Source organism: Streptomyces sp. KPB2, from assembly GCF_003950055.1.
GTDB classification, from domain to species: Bacteria; Actinomycetota; Actinomycetes; order Streptomycetales; family Streptomycetaceae; genus Streptomyces; species Streptomyces salinarius.
This window is the reverse complement of the sequence record NZ_CP034353.1, coordinates 2,658,869-2,671,943: the sequence shown is the minus strand read 5'-3', so window position 1 is coordinate 2,671,943 and position 13,075 is coordinate 2,658,869. Positions and strand designations below refer to the sequence as shown.

15 protein-coding genes are annotated in these 13,075 nt (G+C 71.6%); 10 read left to right on the top strand and 5 right to left on the bottom strand.

Annotated features, from left to right (window positions below; genetic code table 11):
* The first annotated feature begins 3 nt into the window (after positions 1-3).
* The 3 genes from D1J63_RS11440 to D1J63_RS11430 all read left to right on the top strand — a co-directional run bounded on the left by D1J63_RS11440 (position 4) and on the right by D1J63_RS11430 (position 3,842).
* Entirely contained in the window at positions 4-1,236 is a 1,233-nt protein-coding gene (locus D1J63_RS11440; RefSeq protein ID WP_125628814.1) for an acetyl-CoA C-acetyltransferase, read from the top strand.
* A 56-nt stretch (positions 1,237-1,292) separates the two neighbouring features.
* Entirely contained in the window at positions 1,293-2,249 is a 957-nt protein-coding gene (gene meaB, locus D1J63_RS11435) for a methylmalonyl Co-A mutase-associated GTPase MeaB (RefSeq protein ID WP_061442495.1), read from the top strand.
* A 282-nt stretch (positions 2,250-2,531) separates the two neighbouring features.
* On the top strand, positions 2,532-3,842 hold the full coding sequence (locus D1J63_RS11430; protein ID WP_125628813.1) for an MFS transporter: 1,311 nt from the start codon (positions 2,532-2,534) through the stop codon (positions 3,840-3,842).
* Here the strand turns inward: D1J63_RS11430 and D1J63_RS11425 are convergent.
* Positions 3,760-4,488, bottom strand: a complete 729-nt coding sequence (locus D1J63_RS11425; RefSeq protein WP_125628812.1) for a PepSY domain-containing protein — start codon at positions 4,486-4,488, stop codon at positions 3,760-3,762. The two genes, D1J63_RS11430 and D1J63_RS11425, sit on opposite strands and share 83 nt — an antisense overlap.
* 134 nt (positions 4,489-4,622) lie before the next feature.
* Between D1J63_RS11425 and D1J63_RS11420 the strand changes: the two genes are divergently transcribed.
* Positions 4,623-5,291, top strand: a complete 669-nt coding sequence (locus tag D1J63_RS11420) for a response regulator transcription factor (protein WP_102932268.1) — start codon at positions 4,623-4,625, stop codon at positions 5,289-5,291.
* Positions 5,288-6,697 (top strand): HAMP domain-containing sensor histidine kinase, encoded by a 1,410-nt coding sequence (locus D1J63_RS11415; RefSeq protein WP_125628811.1) that lies wholly within the window; start codon positions 5,288-5,290, stop codon positions 6,695-6,697. Before D1J63_RS11420 ends, D1J63_RS11415 begins: the two co-directional genes overlap by 4 nt.
* 25 nt (positions 6,698-6,722) lie before the next feature.
* Here the strand turns inward: D1J63_RS11415 and D1J63_RS11410 are convergent, their stop codons facing one another.
* The 4 genes from D1J63_RS11410 to D1J63_RS11395 all read right to left on the bottom strand — a co-directional run bounded on the left by D1J63_RS11410 (position 6,723) and on the right by D1J63_RS11395 (position 9,358).
* A complete protein-coding gene (locus D1J63_RS11410; protein WP_003973592.1) occupies positions 6,723-7,199 on the bottom strand; it encodes a MarR family transcriptional regulator in 477 nt (158 codons plus the stop codon).
* Positions 7,200-7,300: 101 nt separating this feature from the next.
* A complete protein-coding gene (locus D1J63_RS11405) occupies positions 7,301-8,077 on the bottom strand; it encodes an AIM24 family protein (protein ID WP_102932266.1) in 777 nt (258 codons plus the stop codon).
* Entirely contained in the window at positions 8,074-8,724 is a 651-nt protein-coding gene (locus tag D1J63_RS11400) for an AIM24 family protein (protein ID WP_102932265.1), read from the bottom strand. Before D1J63_RS11400 ends, D1J63_RS11405 begins: the two co-directional genes overlap by 4 nt.
* 1 nt (position 8,725) lies before the next feature.
* Positions 8,726-9,358, bottom strand: coding sequence for an AIM24 family protein (locus D1J63_RS11395; RefSeq protein ID WP_061442488.1), 633 nt, complete (start codon positions 9,356-9,358; stop codon positions 8,726-8,728).
* 184 nt (positions 9,359-9,542) lie between these two features.
* Between D1J63_RS11395 and D1J63_RS11390 the strand changes: the two genes are divergently transcribed.
* The 5 genes from D1J63_RS11390 to D1J63_RS11370 all read left to right on the top strand — a co-directional run bounded on the left by D1J63_RS11390 (position 9,543) and on the right by D1J63_RS11370 (position 12,998).
* Entirely contained in the window at positions 9,543-9,887 is a 345-nt protein-coding gene (locus D1J63_RS11390) for a DUF3817 domain-containing protein (protein ID WP_003973588.1), read from the top strand.
* Positions 9,884-10,177, top strand: a complete 294-nt coding sequence (locus tag D1J63_RS11385; protein ID WP_003973587.1) for an MTH1187 family thiamine-binding protein — start codon at positions 9,884-9,886, stop codon at positions 10,175-10,177. The genes D1J63_RS11390 and D1J63_RS11385 overlap by 4 nt, the downstream gene beginning before the upstream one ends.
* Before the next feature lie 76 nt (positions 10,178-10,253).
* The gene (locus tag D1J63_RS11380; protein WP_125628810.1) at positions 10,254-10,763 is read left to right on the top strand and encodes a MarR family transcriptional regulator; all 510 of its coding nucleotides are present in this window, start codon (positions 10,254-10,256) and stop codon (positions 10,761-10,763) included.
* Between the two features lie 99 nt (positions 10,764-10,862).
* Positions 10,863-11,204, top strand: coding sequence for a DUF3817 domain-containing protein (locus D1J63_RS11375; RefSeq protein WP_059301499.1), 342 nt, complete (start codon positions 10,863-10,865; stop codon positions 11,202-11,204).
* 93 nt (positions 11,205-11,297) lie between these two features.
* Complete coding sequence (locus tag D1J63_RS11370) at positions 11,298-12,998, top strand: methylmalonyl-CoA mutase family protein (protein ID WP_125628809.1); 1,701 nt, start codon at positions 11,298-11,300, stop codon at positions 12,996-12,998.
* Positions 12,999-13,075: the final 77 nt, after the last annotated feature.

The following is a 13,075-nucleotide window of genomic DNA, read 5'->3' as shown; positions in this document are numbered from 1 at the left end:
CCCATGACCTCTGCAGCTTCTGGAACGTCCGGAACCTCCGGCACCAACGGCACGACGTCCGTCATCGTCGCGGGTGCGCGCACCCCGATGGGGCGGCTGCTCGGCTCCCTGAAGTCCTTCTCCGGGGCCGACCTCGGCGGCTTCGCGATCAAGGCCGCCCTCGACCGCGCGGGGATCGGCGGCGACCAGGTCCAGTACGTGATCATGGGGCAGGTGCTCCAGGCCGGCGCCGGGCAGATCCCCGCCCGCCAGGCCGCCGTCAAGGCCGGCATCCCCATGAGCGTCCCGGCGCTCACGATCAACAAGGTCTGCCTCTCCGGCCTCGACGCCATCGCACTCGCCGACCAGCTCATTCGCGCGGGTGAATTCGACGTGGTGGTCGCCGGCGGCCAGGAGTCCATGACCAACGCCCCGCACCTGCTCCCCAAGTCCCGCGAGGGCTACAAGTACGGCGCGGTCCAGATGATCGACGCCATGGCCTACGACGGCCTGACCGACTCCTTCGAGAACGTCGCCATGGGCGAGTCCACGGAGAAGCACAACACCCGGCTCGGCATCGACCGCGCCGCCCAGGACGAGATCGCCGCCCTGTCCCACCAGCGCGCCGCGGCCGCCCAGAAGAACGGTGTCTTCGACGCCGAGATCACCCCGGTCGAGGTCCCGCAGCGCAAGGGCGACCCGGTGCTGTTCAGCAAGGACGAGGGCATCCGCGGCGACACCACCGTCGAGTCGCTGGCCAAGTTGCGTCCGGCCTTCGCCAAGGACGGCACGATCACCGCGGGCTCCTCCTCGCAGATCTCCGACGGCGCGGCGGCCGTGGTGGTCATGAGCCGGGCCAAGGCGGAGGAGCTGGGCCTGGAGTGGATCGCGGAGATCGGCGCCCACGGCAACGTCGCGGGTCCGGACAACTCTTTGCAGTCGCAGCCGTCGAACGCCATCCAGCACGCCCTGAAGAAGGAGGGGCTGGAGGTCGGCGACCTCGACCTCGTCGAGATCAACGAGGCGTTCGCGGCCGTCGCCGTCCAGTCAATGAAGGACCTCGGTGTTTCCACCGAAAAGGTGAACGTCAACGGCGGTGCCATCGCCCTGGGCCACCCCATCGGCATGTCCGGCGCCCGCCTGGTGCTGCACCTGGCGCTGGAGCTGAAGCGGCGCGGCGGCGGGGTCGGCGCGGCGGCGCTGTGCGGTGGCGGCGGCCAGGGCGACGCGCTGATCGTGCGGGTGCCCGGGGCCTGACCCCCGAGCCCCGACTTCTCACGGAACAGAGCTGAACAGAGCTGAACGGAGCTGTGATGCAGGACGTCTCCTCACTGGTGGCCCAGGCCCGAGAAGGCAGGCCGCGGGCCGTGGCCCGGCTGATCTCCCTGGTGGAGGGGGCGTCCCCGCAGCTCAGGGAGGTCATGGAGGCCCTCGCGCCGCTCACCGGCAACGCGTACGTCGTCGGTCTGACCGGCTCGCCCGGCGTCGGCAAGTCGACCTCCACCTCGGCGCTGGTGACGGCCTACCGCAAGCAGGGCAAGCGGGTCGGCGTCCTCGCCGTCGACCCGTCCTCGCCCTTCTCCGGCGGCGCGCTGCTCGGCGACCGGGTGCGGATGTCGGAGCACGCCTCCGACCCGGGCGTCTACATCCGCTCGATGGCGACCCGCGGCCACCTCGGCGGCCTCGCCTGGGCCGCGCCGCAGGCGATCCGCGTCCTGGACGCGGCCGGCTGCGACGTGGTCCTCGTCGAGACGGTGGGCGTGGGCCAGTCGGAGGTCGAGATCGCTTCCCAGGCCGACACCTCCGTCGTCCTCCTCGCCCCCGGCATGGGCGACGGCATCCAGGCCGCCAAGGCCGGAATCCTGGAGATCGGCGACGTCTACGTCGTCAACAAGGCCGACCGGGACGGCGCCGACGCCACCGCCCGCGAGCTGAACCACATGCTGGGCCTCGGCGAGGCCCGCGCCGCCGGCGACTGGCGCCCGCCCATCGTCAAGACGGTCGCCGCGCGCGGCGAGGGCGTCGACGAGGTCGTCGAGGCGCTGGAGAAGCACCGGGCGTGGATGGAGGAGCGGGACGTGCTGGCGGAGCGTCGCCGGGCCCGCGCGGCGCGCGAGGTCGAGACGATCGCCGTCACCACGCTGCGGGAACGCATCGGCGACCTGCACGGCGACCGGCGGCTGGGCGCGCTGGCGGAGCGGATCGTCGCGGGGGAGCTGGATCCCTACCGGGCGGCGGACGAGTTGGTGGCGGGGCTGACGGAGGGATGAGCGGCTCGGGGCGGCTGTCCGGGGTGGGATTTCCTTCGCCCCCGCCGCCCCTTCCCATCCCGACCCTGGGGGCTGCGCCCCCGGCCCCCCTTCGGCCTGAACGGCCTCGTCCTCAAACGCCGGACGGGCTTGGACAAACGGCCTCGTCCTCAAGCGCCCCACGGGCTAAAGTGACGCGCATGTTCCTCCTCTTGGCATAGGGCCCGCCCCGCACGCGACCGCCGGATCCGGCCGTCGCGCGCATCGGCGTCCCCTTGTTGCCTTCTCGTGAGGAACTTCCGCGTGTCCACGCGCTCTCCGCGGCCCTCCTATGCCGCCGTGCTCCGTGTCCCCCATGCCCGCCGTACGTTCGCGGCCGCCCTCGTCGGGCGGCTGTCGTACGGCACGGTCTCCCTCGCCCTGATGCTCTCCCTGACCCGGTCCACCGGGTCGTACGCCGTGGCCGGGCTGGTCATGGCGCTCTTCGGCGCCACGGGCGTCTTCCTGTCGCCCTACCGCGCCTCCCTCGTCGACCGGCACGGTGCGCGCCGGGCCCTGCTGCCCATGGCCCTGCTGTACGCCGCCCTGCTCTGCGCGCTGGCGGCGGCCTGCCGGCGTCCCGGCACGTCCGAGGCCGTCCTCGCGGTGATCGCCGCGTTCGCGGGTGCCTGCGCGCCGCCGCTCGGCCCCACGATGCGCGCGGTGTGGGCGGAGCTGCTGCCCGACCGGGCCCTGCTCCAGCGGGCCTACGGCCTGGACGGCGTCGCCGAGGAACTGCTCTTCGTCTCCGGCCCGCTCCTGGTCGGCGGCATCGTCGCCGTGGCCCCGCCGACCTTCGGCGTCGTGCTCAGCGCGGTGCTGGTGGCGGTCGGCACCCTCGCCTTCGTCACCTCGCCGGCGGCCGCCGCGCTGCGTCCGGCGGGGCGGGAGAAGAACGACGGCCCCGCTCCCGAGGGCCGTGCCGACGGGCAGGCCCGGGCGCTGTTGCAGCCCGTCCTCGTCGCGGCCGGCGTCGGCGTCTCGGTGAGCGCCGTCGATCTCCTCGTCGTCGCCTACGCGGGGGAGCGCGGCCTCGGGGACGGCGCCGCCGCCTGCGTGCTCGCGGCGCTGTCGGTGGGCAGCGCGGTCGGCGGTCTCGTCAACGGCGCCGTCGCCTGGACCTCGCCCACCCGCGCCCGGCTCCCCTACTTCGCCGCCGGACTCGGCCTCTGCCTCGCCGCCGCGGGCCTCGCGCCCGGCCTGGGCACGCTGCTCCCGGCCGTGATGTGCGCGGGCCTGTTCGTGGCCCCGGCCCTGACCACGGCGTACCTGGTCGCCGACGAGAGCGCGGCGCCCGGTTTCCGGGTCCGGGCGGGCACCTGGTGCAACACCGCGGTGAACGCCGGAGGTTCCGCCGGGGCCGCCGCCGTGGGGCTGCTGGTGGAACGGCTGCCCCTGCCGGTGTGCTTCGCGGTGTCCGGCGCGGTCGCCGCGGCGGCGGCACTGGTGCCGGGGCGCCGCCGCGGGGGTTCCGCCCGGCGGGCGGGGCTGATCAGTCGTCGTCGGAGTCATGAGAGTCGTCGGAGTCGTCCGAGTCCCGAGAAGCACCCGAGTCGTGTGAGCGGTCGGCCGTGACCTTGCCGGTCTTCGGGTCGACCCGCCAGTCCCGCTCGCCCTTGCCGGAGGTGTGCGTCTCGACCTCCCAGGCGGGCTTCCCGTCGCCGTAGTGGCCGTCCTCGTCCAGTTCGACGGACGTGACGGTCCCGTGTCCGGCCGTCGCCTTCGCGGCCTCGGCGGCGTCGACGGAGGCGCCCTTCAGGGCCGCCCGGACCTCGGCGGTGTCGTCCTCGTCGTCGTCCCGCTCCGAGCCGAGGACCTTGCCGCCGGCCGGGTCGACCCGGACGGTGTGCCAGGTGCCGTCGCCGGCGAGGATGTCGACCTCCCAGGCCGCGCGCTCCCGGCGGTCGTCGCCGTCGTCGTCCTCGTCGTCCTCGTCGTCCAGTTCGGCGGAGACGGCGGTGCCCGGCGTGTCCGCCAGCGCGGCGGCGATCGCGTCGGCCGCCGTCACCTTCGCGGAGGCGGCACGGGCGGCGTCGTCGTCACGGTCGTCGGCCTCGTCCCGTACGCCGCCGTCGTCCGACACGCTCACGTCCGACCTGCTCACGTCCGTGCGGGGCGTGGCGTCCCCGTCGTCGTCCCCCGTCGTCGCCAGAGCCGTCGCCGTACCGCCTCCGATCAGTGCGGCGGCGGTGACGGCGGCGATCACGATGTTGCGCTTCATGCGTTTTCCTCCGAGTCGTCGGGCCTCGTCCACAGTCCAGTGGCTTTCGGTGACTTCACTGTCGCGGACCGACGCTGAGGCCAGGCTGAAGCCGCCTGAAGGGATCTTCAGCTCCGCTTTGGGACCCTCTACACATGCGCCTGTTGATCGTGGAGGACGAGAAGCGCCTCGCCGTGTCGCTCGCCAAGGGCCTCACCGCGGAGGGCTACGCCGTGGACGTCGTCCACGACGGCCTGGAGGGACTGCACAGGGCCGGCGAGGGCGTGTACGACCTCGTCATCCTCGACATCATGCTGCCCGGCCTCAACGGCTACCGGGTCTGCGCCGCCCTGCGCGCCGCCGGGCACGACGTGCCGATCCTGATGCTCACCGCCAAGGACGGCGAGTACGACGAGGCCGAGGGCCTGGACACGGGCGCCGACGACTACCTCACCAAACCCTTCTCGTACGTCGTCCTCGTCGCCCGCGTGAAGGCCCTGCTGCGACGGCGGGGGCAGGGCGCCGGGGCCTCGCCCGTCCACGTCCACGGCGACCTCAGGGTCGACACCGCCGCCCGCCGGGTGTTCCTGGGCGAGGACGAGGTCACCCTCACCGCCAAGGAGTTCGCCGTCCTGGAGCAACTCGTGGTGCGGGCCGGACAGGTCGTGTCCAAGGCGGAGATCCTGGAGCACGTCTGGGACTTCGCCTACGACGGCGACCCCAACATCGTCGAGGTGTACGTCAGCGCCCTGCGGCGCAAGCTGCGCGCCGGGCTCATCCGGACCGTGCGCGGCGCCGGCTACCGGCTGGAGACCGGGCGATGAGCCGCCTGTTCGCCTCGGTGCGGGCCCGCGCCACGCTCGCCGCGACCCTCGTGGTCGCCGTCGCCCTCGTCGCGGCCGGCACCGCCGTCCTGCTGTCCCTGCGTTCCAACCTGCTCGGCGAGGCGGGCACCCAGGCGGAGCGCTCGGCGCGGGACGTGGCGACCTCGCTGGCCGTCGGGACGCGGTACGCCGAGCTGAACCTGGACGACGACGACCGCCCCGTGCAGGTCGTCGACGAGGAGGGCACGCTCGTCGCCGCCAGCGAGGACCTGGAGCGGATCACCGGTACCGGCGTCGACGCGGTGCACCCGCGGCCGTCCGCCTCCCCGAAGGACGACGACGGCGACGACGATGACGACTCCGGCGAGGCGCTCGAAGCCGGGGAGATCGGCGAGCCCGCCACCGTCGGCGACGGCACCGCGACCGTCGACGGCGACACGGAGGACTACCGCTTCGTCGCCGTCCCCGTGGAGACCCGGCGCGGAGACCGGCTCACCGTCTACGCCGGTGCGCCGCTCTCCGCCGAACACGGCGCCGTGAACACCGCGCTGACGGTCATGCTGATCGGCTTCCCGCTGCTGCTCGCGGTCGTCGCGTGGGTGACCTGGCTGGTCACCCGGCGTGCGCTGCGCCCGGTGGAGGGCATCCGGCGGGAGATGGCCGCGATCACCGCCAGCGAGGACCTGGCCCGCCGCGTCCCGGTGCCGGGCACCCACGACGAGGTGGCCAGGCTCGCCTCGACCACCAACGAGACGCTGGCCGCGCTGGAGTCCTCGGTGGAGCGGCAGCGCCGGTTCGTCGCCGACGCCTCGCACGAGCTGCGCAGCCCGATCGCCTCGCTGCGCACCCAGCTGGAGGTGGCCGCCGCCCACCCCGAGCTGCTGGACCTCGAAGGCGCCGTGGAGGACACCGTACGGCTCCAGCGGCTCGCCGCCGACCTGCTGCTGCTGGCCAGGCTGGACGCGGGGGAGCGGCCCGCCGACGCCCGGGTCGACCTCGCGGCGCTCGCGCGGGAGGCGGCCGAGGGCCGTACGGGGGTGAGCGTGCGCGGGGACGCCGCCGTGCGGGTGGCCGGGTCGCGGGGGCAGCTGGGGCGGGTGCTGGCCAATCTGCTGGACAACGCCCAGCGGCACGCCCGCTCGGCGGTGGAGGTCTCGGTGCGCCGGGACGGGGAGGCGGCGGTGGTCGCCGTGGCCGACGACGGCGAGGGCGTGCCGGCGGCCGACCGGGAGCGGATCTTCGAGCGGTTCGTCCGGCTCGACGCCGCCCGCAGCCGCGACGACGGCGGGGCCGGCCTTGGGCTGGCCATCGCGCGGGACGTCGCCGTACGGCACGGCGGCACGCTCACGGTGCACGACGCACCGGCAGGCGGCGCCCTGTTCGAGCTCCGCCTGCCGGGTGCCTAGACCTGTACGGTCCGCGGGGACGTGATCAGGGACGTCCCCGCTGTCCGCGCAGGTGCTCCGCGATCGGCTTGAGCGCCTTGTCCAGCTCCGTCAGGTCCTCCGGGGCCAGCAGGTCGATGAAGTGCCGGCGGACGGAGGCCACGTGGTGCGGGGCGACCTTCCGCATCGTCTCCAGGCCGTGCTCGGTGAGGACGGCGAAGAGCCCGCGGCGGTCGGACTCGCAGTTCTCCCGCCGGACCAGGTTCGCGTTCTCCATGCGGGTGATCTGGTGGGAGAGGCGGCTCTTGGACTGCATCGTGGCGGTGGCCAGATCGCTCATCCGCATTCTGTCGCCCTCCGACTCGGAGAGGTTCACCAGAATCTCGTAGTCGTTCATCGTCAGGCCGAACGGCTGCAGGTCCTTCTCGAGCTGGTGCGTCAACAGCCTGTTGACCTCCAGGTGGGTGCGCCAAGCACACTGCTCCGTATCGGTCAGCCAGCGAGTGGCCGTCTCGGTCTCCATGAATGAAGTCTACCTAAAATGTTGAAAGGCGAACTAGTGAGGGGTTTTCCGTGACGGTGACGGTGCGCACGCGTTCGATGTCACACTCCGCAGATTACCGCTCACAGCCCGAAGCGGCGCTGGAGGTCCCCCAGCTGTCCGGGAAGCCCCGGTACCCCCGAGCGGCCTCCCGACGCTCCGGAGGGCCCGCCGCCGGGCACCCCCGCCTGCTGCGGCGGAGCCCCCACGGCCTGCTCCGCCATGAGCGCCTCGCTCGACTGCAGCAGCACCGTCCCCGCCCCCACGAACTCGAACTGGTGCTCCTCCCCGGAGGCGCCGCCGAGCCCCGTCATCGCACGTAGACCGCCCAGTAGGCCGGTCATGTACCCATGGTCGTAGTGGTGGCACGGGGACGGGCAGTCCGCCCAGCCGACCAGGGCCTGGGGGTCGACCCGGAGCGGCGGTTCCATGAACACCACCGGACCGTTGGACGCGGCCACGAACTTCCCGGTTCCGATCAGCGTCAGAAAGCCCGGCACGATCGACTGCTTGAGTGCGAGGCTTGGCTGAAAAGCGAGCAGGTTGCCGGAGCGAATGGTCAGGTTGCCCTCTTCGAGGTCGTACGAATTCACGTCGAAGGCCCGGTCGGCGAGGAGCATCTTGCCCGAGCCCTCCGCCACGACCCAGTCGCTCGCGTGCAGAGGCGAATGGAACGACGTGCGCACCAGACGGTCCAGCCGGCCGTGCCCGATGCCGTTGAAATCGATCGTCCCGTAGTAGGCGATCATCTTCCCCTTCTGGAGGAACCACTGGCTCCCCTTGAGCTCCACGCAGAAGGTGTACGCGTTGACGTTGTCGTCGGCCGGCAGCGTCGCCGGGTCGTGGTGGACCGTGCTCACAGCTTCTCCTCGGACGCCTGGACGAACACCGTGCCGCTGCCGCTCAGCTCCAGCTGGAACGCCTCGCCGGAGCCGCGTCCCACCATGTCCCGCCAGCCCAGCGCCGTGGACAGCTTGTTGCGCACGTCCCCGTGGTGGGCGACGTAGGCCTGCGGGTCGACGTGCACCGGGCGCTGCGGGGTGATGGGCACCTCGAAGACGCCGCCGTGGGCCATCACCGCCACCGAGCCGTGCCCCTTGAGGGAGGTGGTGAACAGCCCCTGCCCGCTCACCTGGCCCCGCACCATGCCCATGACGCCGCCCTGCGAGCCCAGGAACACGGTGCTCTGCTCCAGGGTGCCCTCGAAGGCGAGGAGACGGTCCGCCTCCACGTACAGGGTGTCGCCCGACAGGTTGATCACCTGGACGTGGTGGCCGCCGTGCCCGAAGAAGACGGTGCCGCTGCCCTCCACGGTCATCAGCGGCGTGTCCTCGTTCGCCACCCGGCGGCCGATCATCGACATGACCCCGCCCTGCCCGCCGCGCAGATTGGGGGTGAAGGACACCTCGCCCTGGTAGGCGAGCATGGCCCCGCGCTGGCTGAACAGCCGCTGCCCGGGCGCGACGGTCGCCCGGACCATCTTGGAATTGATCTCCTCGAAGGCCATCTCACACATCCCCCGCGATCGTGTTCCGCTCGCTCGGCTGCACGTACACCAGTCCGTCGCCCTCGAAGCGGATCTGGAAGGCCTCCCCGCCGCCCTCCCCGAACAGGGTGCGGAAGGTCACACCCGACTGGAAGGACTGCCGCAGGTTCCCCTGGTGCGCGACGTACGCCCCCGGGTCGACGGTCAGCGGGTACTGCGCGCTGACCCGCAGCACCACCGCGGGACCGTCGGACATGATCGCGGCCTGTCCGTGTCCCTCGATCGTCGTGGTGAACAGCCCGTTGCCCTGGGAGGCGCCGCGCGTGCCCGTGAAACTGGTGCCGGTCCGCAGTCCGGCGTCGGCCGCCAGGAAGTTGCTCGACTCGACGTACAGCTTGTCGCCCTGGAGACCCACGAGGTTGATCTCCGAGGCCCGGTCCGCGAACCAGCAGGTCCCGTGCCCCTTCACCTCCATCACCGTCATCTGCTCGCCGGTGATCCGCCGGGTCACCATCCCCCGGATGCCCTCACCGCCGCCGCTCAGCTTCTTGAAGGCCATCTCCCCGTCGTACGCGACCATCGAGCCGTTCTTCGCCTTGACGGCGTCTCCGGTCATGTCGACGGCGAGGACCTTGCTGCCTTGAAGTCGGAACATCGCCACGTGGTGAAAGTAGCCCCGCCAAGGGTGGACAGAACAGGTCCCACGGGTGGAGAACGACCCTGAGTCCATCCCTTGGGGCGTTGTTTGCCACAATGGGGCGACGATTGTGCTTCCGTTCACAAGGCGGATCGCACGCCGCCCGCGCCGACGGCGCATCCCTCCCTCCCGAAGGTGACCCGTGGACCTCAAGACCGCCACCGCCCTCCGCCGCCTCCGCCTGGTCTCGGCCCCCGAGGCGATCTCGTTCCTCCTCCTGCTCGTCTGCTCCGTACTGAAGCGGACCACCGACTTCAACGCGGTGCCGGCGATGGGCATGATCCACGGTGTCCTCTTCGTGCTGTACGTGATCTTCTGGGCGGACGCCTGGAACCGCGCCAAGTGGCCGCTGAAGACCGCCGCGCTCTACTTCGTCCTCTCGGTCCTGCCGACCGGCGGCTTCTTCGCCGAGCGCAAGCTCAAGCGCGAGGCCGAGAGCGCGGTCATCGCCTCCCGCGCCCGCCAGGAAGGGATCGTCAACGCATGATCGTCGCCTTCTCCGTGACGCCCCTCGGCGTCGGCGAGGACGTGGGGGAGTACGTCGCCGACGCCGTCCGGGTGGTCCGCGAGTCGGGGCTGCCGAACCGCACCGACGCGATGTTCACGTCCGTCGAGGGCGAGTGGGACGAGGTCATGGACGTCGTCCGGCGGGCCGTCGCCGCCGTCGAGGCCCGCGCGCCGCGGGTCTCCCTGGTCCTCAAGGCCGACATCCGTCCCGGTGTGACGGACGGCCTCACGTCCAAGGTCGAGACGGTCGAACGCCACCTCGCTCCCTGACCGCGTCGGTGGGCGGTGGTATCGAAAGGCGAGATGGGGCTGACCGGCATGTGACCGGCCGGTAAGGTCTGTTGGCGTGCCGAAGCCCCTCAGTCTCTCCTTCGATCCCATCGCCCGAGCCGACGAACTCTGGGCACAGCGCTGGGGCGGTGTGCCCTCCATGGCCGCGATCACCTCGATCATGCGGGCCCAGCAGATCCTCCTGGCCGAGGTCGACGCCGTGGTCAAGCCGTACGGGCTGACCTTCGCGCGGTACGAGGCGCTGGTGCTGCTCACCTTCTCCAAGTCGGGCGAGCTGCCGATGTCCAAGATCGGCGAGCGCCTCATGGTGCACCCCACCTCCGTGACGAACACCGTCGACCGCCTGGTGCGCTCCGGTCTGGTCGCCAAGCGCCCCAACCCCAACGACGGCCGCGGCACCCTGGCCACCATCACCGACAAGGGCCGCGAGGTCGTCGAGGCGGCCACCCACGAGCTGATGGCGATGGACTTCGGCCTGGGCGCGTACGACGCCGAGGAGTGCGGCGAGATCTTCGCGATGCTCAGGCCGCTGCGGGTCGCCGCGGGGGACTTCAAGGAGGACTGAGCGGCGGGTCCGGGGGCCGGGCGACGGCCACCGGGCGGGCCCGGCGGGTCGCCCGACCCGGTCGAAGATCGCGCGAAACGGGCGGTTACGCTCGTAGCCATGAAAAAGAGCGTGCTGACCCGCTACCGGGTCATGGCGTACGTCACCGGTGTGCTGCTGATCGCGCTGTGCCTTGGCATGATCGCCAAGTACGTGCTGGATCTGGGCGGCGCCGCCGACTTCACCCAGGTCGTCAGCATCGCCCACGGCTGGCTGTACGTGATCTACCTGGTCTTCGCCTTCGACCTGGGCTCCAAGGCGAAGTGGCCGGTGAAGAAGCAGCTCTGGGTGCTGCTCGCCGGGACCGTTCCGACCGCCGCGTTCTTCGTGGAGCGGCGGATCAGCCGGGAGCTGGACGCCAAGGTCGCCGCCACCGAGGCGCCCGCGCCCGTCAAGGCGTAACCGGCCCCTCGGGAGCCTTCCCACCGCCGTGCGGACACCCGTACGGCGGTAGCCCATCGACATTTACTTGGACGTCCTAGTAAATTCGAGGGTATGGACGCTCACGCCATAGAAGAGGGCCGCCTTCGCTGGCAGGCCCGGTACGACGCGGCGCGCAAGCGCGACGCGGACTTCACCACGCTCTCCGGAGACCCCGTGGAGCCGGTGTACGGGCCACGGCCCGGGGACGAGTACGAGGGCTTCGAGCGGATCGGCTGGCCGGGCGAGTACCCCTTCACCCGCGGCCTGTATCCGACCGGGTACCGGGGGCGTACGTGGACCATCCGGCAGTTCGCCGGGTTCGGCAACGCCGAGCAGACCAACGAGCGCTACAAGATGATCCTCCGGAACGGGGGAGGCGGCCTGTCCGTCGCGTTCGACATGCCGACGCTCATGGGCCGTGACTCCGACGACCCCCGCTCGCTCGGCGAGGTCGGGCACTGCGGGGTGGCCATCGACTCGGCCGCCGACATGGAAGTGCTGTTCAAGGACATCCCGCTCGGCGACGTCACGACCTCCATGACGATCAGCGGGCCCGCCGTGCCCATGTTCTGCATGTACCTGGTCGCCGCCGAGCGGCAGGGTGTCGACGCGTCCGTGCTCAACGGCACGCTGCAGACCGACATCTTCAAGGAGTACATCGCCCAGAAGGAGTGGCTCTTCCAGCCCGAGCCCCACCTGCGGCTCATCGGCGACCTCATGGAGTACTGCGCGGTCGGCATCCCCGCCTACAAGCCGCTCTCCGTCTCCGGGTACCACATCCGCGAGGCGGGCGCGACGGCCGCGCAGGAGCTGGCGTACACGCTGGCGGACGGCTTCGGGTACGTGGAGCTGGGGCTCTCGCGCGGTCTCGACGTGGACGTCTTCGCGCCCGGCCTCTCCTTCTTCTTCGACGCGCACGTCGACTTCTTCGAGGAGATCGCCAAGTTCCGCGCGGCGCGCAGGATCTGGGCGCGGTGGATGCGCGACGTGTACGGGGCCAAGAGCGAGAAGGCGCAGTGGCTGCGGTTCCACACGCAGACCGCCGGTGTCTCGCTGACCGCGCAGCAGCCGTACAACAACGTGGTGCGTACGGCGGTGGAGGCGCTGGCCGCGGTGCTCGGCGGGACCAACTCCCTGCACACCAACGCGCTCGACGAGACGCTCGCGCTGCCCAGCGAGCAGGCCGCGGAGATCGCCCTGCGCACCCAGCAGGTGCTGATGGAGGAGACCGGCGTCGCCAACGTCGCCGACCCGCTGGGCGGTTCCTGGTTCATCGAGCAGTTGACGGACCGGATCGAGGCCGACGCGGAGAAGATCTTCGAGCAGATCAAGGAGCGGGGGCTGCGCGCCCACCCCGACGGGCAGCACCCCGTCGGGCCGATCACCTCCGGTCTGCTGCGGGGCATCGAGGACGGCTGGTTCACCGGCGAGATCGCCGAGTCCGCGTTCCGCTACCAGCAGGCCCTGGAGAAGGACGACAAGAAGGTCGTCGGCGTCAACGTCCACACCGGCTCCGTCACCGGCGACCTGGAGATCCTGCGGGTCAGCCACGAGGTCGAGCGTGAGCAGGTGCGGGTGCTGGGCGAGCGGAAGGCCGCGCGTGACGACGCGGCGGTGCGGGGTGCGCTGGACGCGATGCTGGCGGCGGCGCGGTCGGGCGGGAACATGATCGAGCCGATGCTGGACGCGGTGCGGGCGGAGGCGACGCTGGGGGAGATCTGTGGGGTGCTGCGGGACGAGTGGGGGGTGTACACGGAGCCTGCGGGGTTCTAGGCGCCGCGTGTCCCGGTGGACGTCACCAGGGGGCTCCGCCCCCTGGACCCCCGGGCCTATGCCCACCCACCACCCGA

Excerpts from the sequence above, each read along its gene's own strand:
- D1J63_RS11395 (WP_061442488.1), bottom strand. The coding sequence starts at position 9,358 with ATGTTCCGACTTCAAGGCAGCAAGGTCCTCGCCGTCGACATGACCGGA.
- meaB (WP_061442495.1), top strand. The coding sequence starts at position 1,293 with ATGCAGGACGTCTCCTCACTGGTGGCCCAGGCCCGAGAAGGCAGGCCG.
- D1J63_RS11415 (WP_125628811.1), top strand. The coding sequence starts at position 5,288 with ATGAGCCGCCTGTTCGCCTCGGTGCGGGCCCGCGCCACGCTCGCCGCG.
- D1J63_RS11440 (WP_125628814.1), top strand. The coding sequence starts at position 4 with ATGACCTCTGCAGCTTCTGGAACGTCCGGAACCTCCGGCACCAACGGC.
- D1J63_RS11370 (WP_125628809.1), top strand. The coding sequence starts at position 11,298 with ATGGACGCTCACGCCATAGAAGAGGGCCGCCTTCGCTGGCAGGCCCGG.
- D1J63_RS11385 (WP_003973587.1), top strand. The coding sequence starts at position 9,884 with ATGATCGTCGCCTTCTCCGTGACGCCCCTCGGCGTCGGCGAGGACGTG.
- D1J63_RS11400 (WP_102932265.1), bottom strand. The coding sequence starts at position 8,724 with ATGGCCTTCGAGGAGATCAATTCCAAGATGGTCCGGGCGACCGTCGCG.
- D1J63_RS11375 (WP_059301499.1), top strand. The coding sequence starts at position 10,863 with ATGAAAAAGAGCGTGCTGACCCGCTACCGGGTCATGGCGTACGTCACC.
- D1J63_RS11425 (WP_125628812.1), bottom strand. The coding sequence starts at position 4,488 with ATGAAGCGCAACATCGTGATCGCCGCCGTCACCGCCGCCGCACTGATC.
- D1J63_RS11410 (WP_003973592.1), bottom strand. The coding sequence starts at position 7,199 with ATGGAGACCGAGACGGCCACTCGCTGGCTGACCGATACGGAGCAGTGT.
- D1J63_RS11420 (WP_102932268.1), top strand. The coding sequence starts at position 4,623 with ATGCGCCTGTTGATCGTGGAGGACGAGAAGCGCCTCGCCGTGTCGCTC.